Annotated in this window: 13 protein-coding genes and 3 tRNA genes; 13 read left to right on the forward strand and 3 right to left on the reverse strand. The window is 56.8% G+C overall.

Annotated features, from left to right (window positions below; all coding sequences use genetic code 11):
• Positions 1–91 precede the first annotated feature (91 nt).
• The 5 genes from lolA to serS all read left to right on the forward strand — a co-directional run bounded on the left by lolA (position 92) and on the right by serS (position 4,425).
• Complete coding sequence (gene lolA / locus EDC23_RS05760; RefSeq protein ID WP_134082054.1) at positions 92–706, forward strand: outer membrane lipoprotein chaperone LolA; 615 nt, start codon at positions 92–94, stop codon at positions 704–706.
• 189 nt (positions 707–895) lie between these two features.
• Complete coding sequence (locus EDC23_RS05765) at positions 896–2,263, forward strand: replication-associated recombination protein A (protein ID WP_166668781.1); 1,368 nt, start codon at positions 896–898, stop codon at positions 2,261–2,263.
• A 192-nt stretch (positions 2,264–2,455) separates the two neighbouring features.
• Positions 2,456–2,830 (forward strand): fluoride efflux transporter CrcB, encoded by a 375-nt coding sequence (crcB, locus tag EDC23_RS05770; RefSeq protein ID WP_134082055.1) that lies wholly within the window; start codon positions 2,456–2,458, stop codon positions 2,828–2,830.
• Positions 2,827–3,135: a DUF190 domain-containing protein gene (locus tag EDC23_RS05775; protein WP_134082056.1), complete on the forward strand. Its 309-nt coding sequence runs from the start codon at positions 2,827–2,829 to the stop codon at positions 3,133–3,135. Before crcB ends, EDC23_RS05775 begins: the two co-directional genes overlap by 4 nt.
• Positions 3,136–3,150: 15 nt before the next feature.
• Positions 3,151–4,425, forward strand: coding sequence for a serine--tRNA ligase (gene serS / locus EDC23_RS05780; protein WP_134082058.1), 1,275 nt, complete (start codon positions 3,151–3,153; stop codon positions 4,423–4,425).
• Between the two features lie 7 nt (positions 4,426–4,432).
• On the opposite strand, the gene EDC23_RS05785 is transcribed toward serS, so the two are convergent.
• Entirely contained in the window at positions 4,433–4,615 is a 183-nt protein-coding gene (locus EDC23_RS05785) for a hypothetical protein (protein WP_134082059.1), read from the reverse strand.
• A gap of 114 nt (positions 4,616–4,729) precedes the next feature.
• Positions 4,730–5,389 (reverse strand): Bax inhibitor-1/YccA family protein, encoded by a 660-nt coding sequence (locus EDC23_RS05790; protein ID WP_134082061.1) that lies wholly within the window; start codon positions 5,387–5,389, stop codon positions 4,730–4,732.
• A gap of 252 nt (positions 5,390–5,641) precedes the next feature.
• On the opposite strand from EDC23_RS05790, the gene EDC23_RS05795 reads away from it, so the two are divergent.
• Positions 5,642–5,729, forward strand: a tRNA-Ser gene (locus EDC23_RS05795).
• A gap of 371 nt (positions 5,730–6,100) precedes the next feature.
• Here the strand turns inward: EDC23_RS05795 and EDC23_RS05800 are convergent.
• The gene (locus EDC23_RS05800; protein WP_134082062.1) at positions 6,101–6,382 is read right to left on the reverse strand and encodes a hypothetical protein; all 282 of its coding nucleotides are present in this window, start codon (positions 6,380–6,382) and stop codon (positions 6,101–6,103) included.
• Between the two features lie 409 nt (positions 6,383–6,791).
• On the opposite strand from EDC23_RS05800, the gene uvrY reads away from it, so the two are divergent.
• From uvrY to EDC23_RS05835, 7 genes are all read left to right on the forward strand, one after another.
• Positions 6,792–7,442, forward strand: a complete 651-nt coding sequence (gene uvrY, locus EDC23_RS05805) for a UvrY/SirA/GacA family response regulator transcription factor (RefSeq protein ID WP_134082063.1) — start codon at positions 6,792–6,794, stop codon at positions 7,440–7,442.
• Between the two features lie 64 nt (positions 7,443–7,506).
• On the forward strand, positions 7,507–8,154 hold the full coding sequence (locus tag EDC23_RS05810; RefSeq protein WP_134082064.1) for a uracil-DNA glycosylase: 648 nt from the start codon (positions 7,507–7,509) through the stop codon (positions 8,152–8,154).
• A 239-nt stretch (positions 8,155–8,393) separates the two neighbouring features.
• The gene (gene uvrC / locus EDC23_RS05815) at positions 8,394–10,247 is read left to right on the forward strand and encodes an excinuclease ABC subunit UvrC (protein ID WP_134082065.1); all 1,854 of its coding nucleotides are present in this window, start codon (positions 8,394–8,396) and stop codon (positions 10,245–10,247) included.
• A gap of 9 nt (positions 10,248–10,256) precedes the next feature.
• The gene (pgsA, locus tag EDC23_RS05820; RefSeq protein WP_134082571.1) at positions 10,257–10,820 is read left to right on the forward strand and encodes a CDP-diacylglycerol--glycerol-3-phosphate 3-phosphatidyltransferase; all 564 of its coding nucleotides are present in this window, start codon (positions 10,257–10,259) and stop codon (positions 10,818–10,820) included.
• A 44-nt stretch (positions 10,821–10,864) separates the two neighbouring features.
• Positions 10,865–10,940: transfer RNA gene (locus EDC23_RS05825), tRNA-Gly, on the forward strand.
• 76 nt (positions 10,941–11,016) lie between these two features.
• A tRNA-Cys gene (locus EDC23_RS05830) sits at positions 11,017–11,090 on the forward strand.
• An 85-nt stretch (positions 11,091–11,175) separates the two neighbouring features.
• The gene (locus tag EDC23_RS05835) at positions 11,176–12,237 is read left to right on the forward strand and encodes a diguanylate cyclase (protein ID WP_134082067.1); all 1,062 of its coding nucleotides are present in this window, start codon (positions 11,176–11,178) and stop codon (positions 12,235–12,237) included.
• Positions 12,238–12,793: the final 556 nt, after the last annotated feature.

A 12,793-nucleotide genomic window follows, 5' to 3' on the forward strand; every position in this document is an offset into this window, starting at 1 on the left:
GGAAATCGGAAAATCATGATGTAATCTCGCGCGCTGACGCCCTGACGCCCTGACGCACTAACGACCTAACGACCTAACAGAGATACAACACATGCCAACCCGTTTATTACTACTTATTATTGCCGGCCTCATGTCCTGGACCAACGCCCAGGCGGCGCCGACTATCGAGGACTATTTCGGTAACCTCGACAGTTTCGAAGCGGACTTTGTACAGCGCCTGTTCAATGCCGAGCAGGAACTGCAGGAAGAGAGCAGCGGGGTGATCAAAATCCAGCGCCCGGATCGCTTCTATCTGCAATACCGCGAGCCCTATGAACAGCTTTATATTGCCGATGGAAAACGGCTCTGGTCTTATGATGCCGATCTGGAACAGGTCATTGTCAAACAGCAACAGAATCTGTTGCGCGATACGCCGGCGATGATTTTAAGTAACCCGCAACAGCTGCAACGCCAGTACGAGACAGACCAATATCGTAGTGACGATAATAACCTGATCTGGTTTCGCCTGACGCCCAAAAGTTCAGAGAACCAGTTCGATGAGGTCCAGTTGGGGTTTGACGAGACGCAGATCCGGATTATGGAATTGAAAGACGGTTTCGGGCGCATCACCCGGCTGGAATTTGACGATATCCGGCGTAACCCGGGGTTCTCCGCCGAAACATTCCGTTTTACCCCCCCTGAGGGGGTGGATGTCATCGAGCAGTAGCCTCGTTGCTATACTGCGGTGTAATAACCTGCTCATCACGACGACAGCGGGTAGGCTGACTGGATCGGACATGGTCATGAAATACGGATCGCGTATGTATTCCGCTGGGCCGGGTGAATTCGGTACGCCAGGGGGCAGATCCACGAAGCCCATTATGCGTTTGAATACCCGGCAACGAGCCTGATTAGAATGTCCGATACACCCGACATGTTTAATACCGCCAGCGACGCCGGGCAGGAGAGTGGCGAACTGGCCTGGCGCCCGCTGGCTGATCGCATGCGCCCGCGCACTCTGGATGAAATCGCCGGTCAGTCGCACCTGCTGGGTGAGAACAAACCGTTACGTCAGGCCATCGAATCGGGCAAGCTGCATTCAATGATTTTCTGGGGACCGCCCGGCACCGGCAAGACGACCCTGGCGCGGATGATCGCCCGCTATTGCGATGCCGAATTTCTCAGCATCTCCGCGGTGTTGTCGGGGGTCAAGGAGATCCGTGCCGCCATTGCCCATGCCCAGGAAGTACAGCAACAACAGAACCGGCCCAGTATCCTGTTTGTCGATGAGGTACATCGGTTTAACAAATCCCAGCAGGATGCCTTTTTGCCCTATGTGGAAAACGGTACCGTCACGTTCATCGGTGCCACCACCGAAAATCCTTCCTTTGAACTGAACAACGCCCTGTTATCCCGCGCCCGGGTCTATGTACTCAAGGCGCTCGACAGTGACGATATTCTGCAGGTGATTCAACGGGCGTTGAGCGATCCGCAACGCGGGCTGGCGCAATTGCAGCTGGAGATCGCCCCCGAACTGCTCCAGCGACTGGCCGAGGCCGCCGATGGCGATGCCCGGCGCGCACTCAATCTACTGGAGATTGCCACCGAGCTGGCCGAGGAAGAGGAGGGCCGCGCCCGGATCACGGAGCAGACCCTGGCCGAAGTGCTGGGCAGCGGCCTGCGCCGTTTCGACAAGCAGGGCGAGGCGTTTTACGATCAGATCTCGGCGCTGCACAAATCCGTACGCGGTTCGGATCCGGACGCCGCGTTGTACTGGTTCGTGCGCATGATCGACGGGGGCTGTGATCCGCTTTACATTGCGCGGCGTGTCGTGCGCATGGCGAGCGAGGATATCGGCAATGCCGATCCGCGGGCACTGACGATCGCGCTGCACGCCTGGGATGTTCAGGATCGGCTCGGCAGTCCCGAAGGCGAACTGACCATCGCCCAGGCGGTGATCTATATGGCCTGCGCGCCCAAGAGCAATGCCGTCTATACCGCCTTCAACCAGGCCCGGGCGGATGTCCAGCAGGCCGGTTCGGACGAAGTCCCCATTCATCTGCGCAACGCGCCGACCCGGCTGATGAAAGAGCTGGGTTACGGCAAGGCTTATCGTTACGCCCATGATGAACCCGAAGCCTATGCCGCCGGCGAGACCTATTTTCCCGAAAGTTTCGGCGAGCGACGCTATTATTACCCGGTGGATCGCGGCCTGGAGATCAAGATCGCCGAGAAACTGGCCCACCTGCGCGATCTGGATAAAAAAGCCCGGGGTTCGGAGTGAGTGTGGTGAAGCGTTCAGTGCAGGCTAACCACCGAACCCACCGAAAAATGAATAGACAATACGGATCGACTTTTAAAGTGGCGTCAGTGGATTCGGTGTGTTCAGTAGTGCATGGCAAGAAGGCGCAATATCGTTTTTGCCGGGCTGTCGGATTTTGATTATCATGTACCTTTGTTGATCAGGGATTAATCGGTGCTTCAGATTCTCGCCATTGCCGTGGGCGGCGCCATCGGTTCGGTGCTGCGCTTTACGCTCTCCGGCGGGGTACATCAGCTGTTGGGCCGGGAGTTTCCTTACGGGACGCTCAGCGTCAATGTACTGGGATCCCTGTTAATGGGGTTTCTGTATATTGTCTTGCTGGAGCGGGCCAGTCTCGGTGCCGAATGGCGCGCCTTGCTACTGATCGGATTGCTCGGGGCGTTTACCACGTTTTCGACCTTTTCCCTGGAAACCCTGAATCTGATCGAAAGTGGCGCGCTGATTAAAGCGGGGATGAACATCCTGCTCAGTGTCACGCTCTGTCTGTTGGCCGCTTGGGTGGGCATGTTGGGAGGACGTCAATTATGAATCAAACAGCGGTCACCATGGTCCGGATCTACCTGACCGAAGGCGAGGCCCAGCTCGATACCCTGATGCGACGTCTGCATGACTGGGAAAAGGCCAGCGGTGTCACCGTGTTTCGCGGTATCTCCGGATTTGGCGAATCAGGCGAAATACATCACTCCGGTCTGCTCGATCTCTCGCTTAATCTGCCTGTGGTGGTGGAGTTCTTCGATACGCCCGACAAGGCCGCGGCGATCGTGGAACACCTGAATGAATTTATCAAACCCGGTCATATCGTCATCTGGGATGCCCGGGTGAATGCCCAATAAACAGAAGGTTTTCTCATGCTGGATCCCAAACGCTTACGTAACGACTTGCAAGGTTGTGCCACACAGCTGGCCCGCCGCGGTTATCAACTGGAGACGGAAACCATCGAGTCACTGGAAGAGCAGCGCAAACAGCTGCAGGTGACAACCCAGGAGCTGCAGGCCGAACGTAATACCCAATCCAAAGCCATTGGCCAGGCCAAGGCCAAAGGCGAGGATGCCGCGCCGATTCTCGAAGCCGTGGCCGATCTGGGCGATCGGCTCAAGGCGGCCGAAACACAGTTACAGGAGGTCCAGCAGCAGCTGGACGCGATCCTGCTTGGCATTCCGAACATCCCGCAGCCTGATGTGCCAGATGGCCGGGATGAGGACGACAATGTGGAAATCCGCCGCTGGGGCGAACCGCGCCAGCTGGATTTTGAACCGAAGGATCACGTGGATCTGGGCGAGCAGATCGGCGGTCTCGATTTTGATACCGCGGCCAAGCTGACCGGCTCCCGCTTTGCCGTCATGAGCGGCGGCATCGCCCGGCTGCACCGGGCGCTGATCCAGTTCATGCTCGATCTGCACACCACCGAGCACGGCTATACCGAAACCTACGTCCCCTATATCGTCAACGCGGAAAGCTTGCGCGGCACCGGCCAGCTGCCCAAATTCGAGGAGGATCTGTTCAAGCTGCACCACGAGCAGGATTTCTATCTAATCCCCACCGCCGAGGTGCCGGTGACCAATATCGTGCGCGATGTGATCATCGAGGATGAAACCATGCCGCGCAAATACGTGGCGCATACCCCCTGTTTTCGCAGCGAGGCCGGCTCCTACGGCAAGGACACCCGCGGCATGATCCGCCAGCACCAGTTCGAGAAGGTGGAGCTGGTGCAGGTCGTGCGCCCGGGAGACTCACTGGCGGCCCACGAGGAGCTCACCGGCCATGCCGAGGCGGTGCTGCAGAGACTGGAACTGCCGTACCGGGTGGTCGATCTGTGTACGGGGGATATCGGCTTTTCTGCGTCGCGGACCTACGATCTGGAGGTCTGGCTGCCGGGGCAGGGGAAATACCGGGAGATCTCCTCCTGCAGCAATTTCGAGGACTTCCAGGCCCGCCGGCTCAGGGCCCGCTGGCGTAACCCCGGGACGAACAAGCCCGAGCTGGTCCACACCCTCAACGGCTCCGGCCTGGCGGTCGGGCGCACGTTGGTGGCGATTCTGGAAAACTATCAGGACGCGGGCGGCCGGGTCGCCATTCCCGCGGCACTGCAACCCTATATGGGCGGGCTGCAGCGCCTGGAGTAGGTGGCGATTATTTGACCAGAAGGATCAGCAGCACCACGAAGCCCACGACCAGGGCGATGGGGAACAGAAAGCCTTTCCAGTCCTCGGCGGAGCCCTTGGGGGCGTTGTTGAGCGCATGGCGCATGCGTGGAAAGATGAAAATCAGCATGGCACCGAGCAACACCGCCGTGGCGATTTTTTCCCAACCCATTGAAAGCCTCCTTTAAATTCGCCCGAAGCGGTGATTTTCTCACCATTCGGGGCTTATTTCAGACCAAAAAAAGCCCCGAAATATCGGGGCTTTTGACGTCGCCGTGGGCGGCGTTTATTCGTTGCCGAAGGCACCCAGCAGATGCAGCAGCGCCTGGAACATGTTCAGCAGGGAGAGGAAAATCCCGGCCGTGGCCATGATGTAGTTGGTTTCCCCGCCATGGATGATGGAGGAGGTCTGGAACAGGATGAACCCGCTCATGATCAGCACGATGGCGGCGTTCACGGCCAGAAACAGCGCCGGAATCTCCAGGAAGATGTTCGCCAGCGCCGCGGCCAGGACCACGAAGAAGCCGACGAACAGGAACCCCGCCAGGAAGCTGAAATCCTTGCGTGTGGTCAGCGCATAAGCGGACAGACCCAGGAAGATCACGGCGGTGCCGCCCAGCGCGGTCATGACAATCGTCGGGTTCGCGGCCAGGTAATAGCCCACGATCGGCCCCAGACCGAAGCCCAGCAGGCCCGTGATGGCAAAAATCACCGGAATCCCGGTGGCGGAATTGGCGGTGCGCGGCAGGACGAACCAGAGCATGACGATGCCGGCGATCGTCGCGATCAGCCCGATACCATAAGAAACCTGCGAGACCACACTGATCGCTGCCATCGCGGCACTGAAGATCAAGGTCATGGACAGCAGCGCGTAAGTATTGCGCAATACCTTGTTGGTCTCTATCGCCGACCCAATCGGCCGGGTAGCAGTGCGTTCTTGGTACATGTTTAACCCATCCTTATTCAAAATTAAGCCTGACTAATGGACTACAGCATACCTGATTAGTTCCCGATATCAAGCCATATCGATCCGATTTCAAGCCCGCGCCCCTCTGGAAACTTCGCCTTTCATAGGGTATTCTTCGCCCCCTCAAAGCTAGTGACTAGGTGCTAGGGGCTAGTGACTAGGAAAAGCTAGTGGCCAGGTCCTAGGGAGTTAGAGACTAGGACCTAGCCCCTAGAGACTAGCAACTGTTCTGGAGAGGTGGCTGAGTGGTCGAAAGCGGCGGTCTTGAAAACCGTTGACCGGCGACGGTCCGGGGGTTCGAATCCCTCCCTCTCCGCCAATTAAAAAAGGGCCCTTAACGGGCCCTTTTTTAGTTTCTAGGGGCTAGGTGCTAGTTAAAACTAACTACGTGTTCCGAATACCAGTCCATTTACCGAGTAGCCTGGATCTAAGGAGCAACGCGACGGATCCAGATTTCGCCTACGTGACACAACCCTGAGCAGAGGCAGGGCGCCAGGTAGCGCTGCGCGTAACCTGGCCTACAACTGGGCAACAAGCTAAGGGCCGAGGGACGAGGTGGTTTTATCTGATGTAGGCCGGACAAAGCGCGAGCGATGTCCGGCAATCTGGAAAAGAAGGGCTAGCCTCGTAGGTCACGTTGGCGATAGCCTGCGTGACACAACCTTGAACAGAAGCAGGGCTCACCCCGGATTAGTCGATCGAGCTACCCTGCTTGGTCGGGGCCTCGGCTGATGTCGAGTCACCATCCAGGGTTTCCAGGGCGTTGAGGATTTCATCCAACAGGCTGTTCTCGCCGCCGGTCATGCCTTCTTCCTGCGCGACATCCAGCTCGCGCGCATCCTGTTCCCAGCGTTTGAGAATCTGCCGGCGTTGTTCATCACTCAACTGTTGATCAGCCAGAACTTCATGCGGTCTGTGATAGATCAGCATCGGGTCTTTGAGTGCTTTCTCAAAATCGGTTGGTTGATTCACAGCTGTTACTCCTGATGGTTATGTAAGCATAGGCCAGTCTGGTATGACTTGCAGCGATCGCGTTGCCTGTGGGCGTTGCTTTGTGCCATGTATCCTTCGGGTTACACCGTGTCTTGATTAGCTATGGCAGAGAGGAGGCGATTTGTCTATTTTTAATAAATCAGTCGGGGCTGTGAAGAGAGAGGCTGATGTATTTTCCGCGGAAGACTCGTTAACGCGCGAACCTGATCTGCACCAGGCGCCCGCCTGAGACAGGGCCGGTAGTGGGACAATAAAACCATCTGATAAAAGCGGTTATTGCGGCGCAACGACGGGGCGATCTATAAAGAACTACAAATTTTACGGTGTTTGGGTTACATTCACTGCATAATAATCCATACCGCGCCTGACTGGGTGGGAGGCGAGTTTCATGACGAGAATCCTTTTAGTGGATGATCACGACTTGGTCCGTACCGGCGTTCGCCGGTTGCTGGAAGATGTGGCGGACTTTGAAATTCTGGGTGAAGCCACCAGCGGGGAAGAGGCGATCAAAATGGTCGCGGAACTCGATCCGGATGTGGTCCTGATGGACATCAATATGCCCGGGATCGGCGGTCTTGAAGCGACCCGCAAGATGCTCGGCAACAATCCCGCGCTGCGGATTATTATCGTCACCATGCACCAGGATGATCTGTTCGCCCAGCGTCTGCTTAAAGCCGGCGCGGTCGGTTACCTGACCAAGGGGGCCCGGGTGGATGAAATCAGCCATGCGATCCATGAAACCCTGGCGGGACGCCGCTATATTACCCCCGAGATCGCTCAGCAACTTGCCCTGTCCCAGTTTCCCGAGCACGAAACCGACTCGCCCTTTGACAGCCTGTCGGAGCGGGAACTGCAGGTGTTGATGATGTTAATGGCGGGGCAGAAGATCAGCGCGATTTCCGACCAGCTCTGTCTCAGTCCCAAAACCATCAGTACCTACCGCCAACGCCTCTATACCAAGCTCGGGGTACACAGCGATATTGAACTGGCCCGCCTGGCGATGCGCCACGGCGTGATTGAAAGCAGCCAGGTCCAGTAACCTGTCCCGCCAGAATCCGTTATAATTATCTTTTCACCGCTGTTTTAACTGTCGTAGTAAAAACATGTCCAGTAACCAGGCCCCGGCCGAATTCGATCCCGACTGTAGTCAGTGCCCGCGCTTGAAAGGGTTTCTGAAACAGGTCCGTCGCGATTATCCCGACTACCATGCCCGTCCGGTTGCCCCGTTCGGCAGCAAGCGGCCGCGTCTGCTGATCGTGGGACTGGCACCCGGCATGCACGGGGCCAACGCCACCGGGCGCCCGTTTACCGGTGATTTTGCCGGTATCCTGCTGTACAAAACGCTGTATGAATTTGGTTACAGCAACCGGCCCGATTCGATCGCCCTGGGGGACGGCTTCAAACTCAAGCAGTGCCGGATTACCAACGCGGTCAAATGTCTGCCACCGGAGAATAAGCCGACCACCGACGAGATGAATACCTGTAACGGCTATCTGCGCCAGGAGCTGGCCAGTCTGCCGCGCAACAGCGTGATTCTGGCGCTGGGCGGCATTGCCCACAAGGCGGTGCTCAAGGCACAGGATCTGAAACAGTCGCAGTACAAGTTCGGTCATGCAGCCCATTATCAGCTGCCCGACGGGCGCTGGCTGGTCGACTCCTATCACTGCAGCCGCTACAACACCCAGACCGGCCGACTGACCGAAAAGATGTTTCATGACGTGTTCCGGCTGATTGGTAAACTGACGGATTGAATTTTTACCGCAGAGGCGCAGAGCATTTATGCCTGTTGTTTGGATACAGAGGAAAATTTTATTTTTCTTTATTCTCAATACCATAGGCCGACATGTACTGTCAGACTCAGGCCGCGCAATGTTTTATAAACATTAATCTCTGTGTCCGGAGCTATAACCCATTAATTTCTCCGTGACCTCTGCGTCCTCTGTGGTGCAATCTGTTCTTATTCCCGGGTCTCTGCGGTTAAAATAGTTTCATGAGCGCGACTACCTCCGATTTTGACGCCAAAGCCTTTATCAAGGGCCTGCCCAACAGGCCGGGCGTGTATCGCATGCTCGATGCCGGGGGCACGGTGATCTATGTCGGCAAGGCGGTGGATCTGAAAAAACGGGTGTCCAGTTATTTTCGGACCAATCTGGACAGTCCCAAAACCCGGGTGATGGTGGCGCAGATCGCCGCGATCGAGGTCACGGTGACAAGCAACGAGAGCGAAGCGCTGATTCTGGAAAACACCCAGATCAAGTCGCTGCGCCCGCGCTACAATGTCCTGTTCCGCGATGACAAGAGTTACCCCTATATCTATCTCTCCACCGAGCATCCGTATCCGCGACTGACGTTTCATCGCGGCGCGAAACGGGGTAAGGGACGCTATTTCGGGCCGTACCCCAGCGCGCCGTCGGTACGCGAGACCCTGAGTCTGTTGCAAAAGCTGTTTCCGGTGCGCCAGTGCCGGGACTCCTTTTATAGCAACCGTTCGCGCCCCTGCCTGCAGTATCAGATCAAACGCTGTACCGCGCCCTGTGTGGGCCTGATCAGCGAGGCCGATTACGCCGAGGATGTGCGTCACGCCATTTTATTTCTGGAGGGCAAGAGCAGTGTGGTGATCGACGCCCTGGCGCAACGCATGGCCGAGGCGGCTGAGGCACTGGATTACGAGGCGGCGGCCCGCTATCGGGATCAGATCGCCAGCCTGCGGCATATTCAGGACAAGCAGTACATGGACAGCGACAGCGGCGGCAGCCTGGACGTGATCGCCGCTGCCGTCGAGGGCGGGGTCGCCTGTGTGCAGATTTTTACCATTCGCCAGGGGCGGAACCTGGGCAATCGCAGCTACTTCCCCAAGCATCTGGAGGGACTCGCCCCGGAACAGCCCGAAAGCGAGCTGATCAGCCACTTTCTGACCCAGCATTATCTCTCTCGTCCCGAGGACATCCCGGCCGAGCTCATTGTCAGTCATCCCCCCGCGGAGCAGGGCCTGATCGAGGCCGCCCTGGGCGAGGCGGCCGGCCGGCGGGTCACGATCAGCCACAAGCTGCGCGGTACCCGGGCCCGCTGGCGGGATATGGCGACGCAAAACGCCCGCCAGGCACTGGGCCAGCGTCTCAACAGCCAGGCCACCCAGCTGCAGCGTTTTGAAGCCCTGCAGGAGGCGCTGCAACTGGATGAACAGCCACAGCGACTGGAGTGTTTTGATATCAGCCATACCATGGGGGAGGCGACCGTGGCCTCCTGCGTGGTGTTCGATATTAATGGCCCGCTCAAATCCGATTACCGGCGTTTCAACATCGAAGGCATCACCCCCGGCGATGATTACGCCGCCATGGAACAGGCTTTGACACGGCGTTACAAGCGGCTGCGCGAGGGGGAGGGCAAGCTGCCGGACATCCTGTTTATCGACGGCGGCAAGGGGCAGGTCCAGACGGCCCGCAACGTGCTGGAGGAGCTTCAGGTTCCCGGTGTACGGCTAATTGGGATCGCCAAGGGGCCGGGCCGCAAGCCGGGACTGGAAACCCTTTACTTGTCAGACGGCGGGGAAGACACTATATTGCCGGCCGACTCCAAGGCCCTGCACCTGATTCAGCAGATCCGTGACGAGGCCCACCGTTTTGCCATTACCGGGCACCGGCAACGCCGCCAGAAGACCCGCAGCACGTCGACGCTGGAGCAGATCCCCGGCCTCGGACCCCGGCGCCGGCAAAACCTGCTGCACCGTTTCGGCGGTCTGCAGGAGATCGCCCGCGCCGGCGTCGAGGATCTGGCCGCGGTCAACGGCATCAGTCGCAAACTGGCGCAACAAATCTATGATACATTTCATCAAGACGGATACTGACCCATGCCGATGAACCTGCCGACCAAGCTGACCCTGTTGCGGATTGGAATTATTCCGTTCTTCATCGTGCTGTTCTATGTGCCGGTTTTTGGCATCAGCAACTATCTGCTTACCGCGCTCTACATTCTGGCCAGCATCACCGACTGGTTCGACGGTTATCTGGCCCGTAAATGGGATCAGGAATCGCATTTCGGCGCCTTTCTCGATCCCGTGGCCGACAAACTGCTGGTGGGCGTCGCCCTGGTGCTGCTGGTCAGCAAGCATCCCGGCTTCCTGCTGGCCATCCCGGCCGCCGTGATTATCGGCCGGGAAATCACCATTTCGGCGCTGCGCGAGTGGATGGCTAACATCGGAAGCCAGACCCGGGTGGCGGTCTCCATCATTGGCAAGTTCAAGACAGCCGCGCAGATGCTGGCGGTCTGTTTTTTGCTGTTCGAGGAGCCGATTGGCCGTTTTCCGACCATGTTGATCGGTTATCTGCTGCTCTACGCCTCGGCGGGGCTGACGCTCTGGTCCATGTTCCTCTATCTGCACGCCGCCTGGCCCAGTTTGACCCGGGACCGGTCCGCGTAAGTCTTGACAGCGCGCGCCGTATCGCTAAAATACGCCTCTCTCAAGCGGGAATAGCTCAGTTGGTAGAGCACAACCTTGCCAAGGTTGGGGTCGCGAGTTCGAGTCTCGTTTCCCGCTCCAGATTCCCTGGAAACCTCGGCCGCTCCCGGGGTTTTTTTGTGTAAACCCCGGGCAGAGTCCGGTAAAATACCCCTACGGCTGGGTGGCAGAGTGGCTATGCACCGGATTGCAAATCCGTGTACCTCGGTTCGACTCCGGGCCCAGCCTCCATCTTTCCTTGCCGTGGATTTCTGGCGCCATCCCGGTTAAAATTGCCCGCTAACCTCTGCTTATAACAAAAAAGCCCTGTTCATTGATGATGAACAAACAGACCAATATCCCGCCATTCAACCTGAGCTATGACGCCCGCAAGTCATTTCTCGAATTGTTCGAATTATCATCCGGGGATAAAAAACTTGCCGACATACTGCAGCGCCATGTTATTCAGCCCAATGTCGATGAGATTGTGGATAAATTTTACGATTTCATGCTCTCGCATGACCGTTTTCGGCCTTATCTCGAGGATAAGGTTCTGATTGCGCGATTGAAAAAATCTCAACGCAATTATCTTTACACACTTGGCGTTGAGTTTGACACCCCGAACTATTTTGAGGAACGTATACATGTCGGCACGATACACAAACAGGTCGGCCTGCCGACGACGTTATATCAGAGCGCATATACCAAACTGCTCGGGATAATTATTGATAAGATTCCGGCTTCGAATGAACAGCCCGGCGCAAACCGTCGTGAGCTTGAGTCATTTGCCCGGCGCATCACTGCATTCGATATGTCACTTGCCATTCACTCCTACCACGTCGAACATATCCAGGAGATGCAGGTTTCGCTGAATACGCTTCGCACCGAAGGCGCGCAGTTACGTGATCAGGTCACGACGGATGAATTGACCGGCGTGCATACGCGAAATTCCATTATGGAAATATTTTCCAGGATGTTGACGCAATCCCGTTCTCAGAAGACCAACCTGAGCCTGGCGATGGTGGACCTGGACCATTTTAAACAGATCAATGATACCCACGGGCACCTTGCGGGTGACAAGGTACTGAAGGAGGTGGGTGAGAAAATACAGGGTCTGTTGCGCAGTGAGGATTTCGTGGGCCGCTACGGTGGTGAAGAATTTATGATTATTCTGAACAATACCGACCTGGCCGGATCAAACATTGTCATGGAACGGCTGCGTTCGAGTGTTTCAGACAACCCGATCGAAATCGACGATGATCAGCATATCCAGGTTACCCTCAGCGCCGGCGTGACCACACTGCGGGAAGAGGATGATGAGGATTCCTTCTTCCACCGCGCCGATGAAGCACTCTACGAAGCCAAAAACGGCGGGCGTAATCGTGTCGTGAGCCGTTAAACTCCCAACTTGCCGCGCGAACCAGAATATTCTCTTAATAATCAATAATATATAAGCGCGCCCCTCAACACGGGAATACAGTTTCAGGCCAGGCATCTTTTTCTGAGCTTTCAAATCTGATGCATATGCATGTAGAATATATCCCGTCACACCGCAGCCCGGGTGGCGAAATTGGTAGACGCAAGGGACTTAAAAAATTGAGCACCCGGCTCGGAAACGGCCGGCGTGAATGGAGTCAAATTCGGGGAAACCTCAGCACGCAGGGTGGTGGCAATCCCGAGCTAAGCCCGATAAAGCACTATCGAGTCACGAGTACCGACAGTTCGGGAATCCCTCGTTACTCGTACCTCGTCACTCGTAACTATCTCGGGAAAGTGTAGAGACTTGACGGCTCCTGCCTAAGTTCTATCAAGCTTAGAATAGGGTAAAGGTAAAGTCCAGGCCACAAATGCGTTTTAAGTACGCGGCAGCGAAAGCTGTAGTGGTAAGAAAATCCCTCGGTCATTGCGACCGTGCCGGTTCGATTCCGGCCCCGGGCACCATTACTTGACAGGCT

The sequence above is a fragment of the Thiohalophilus thiocyanatoxydans genome, assembly GCF_004366735.1.
Taxonomy (GTDB): domain Bacteria; phylum Pseudomonadota; class Gammaproteobacteria; order UBA6429; family Thiohalophilaceae; genus Thiohalophilus; species Thiohalophilus thiocyanatoxydans.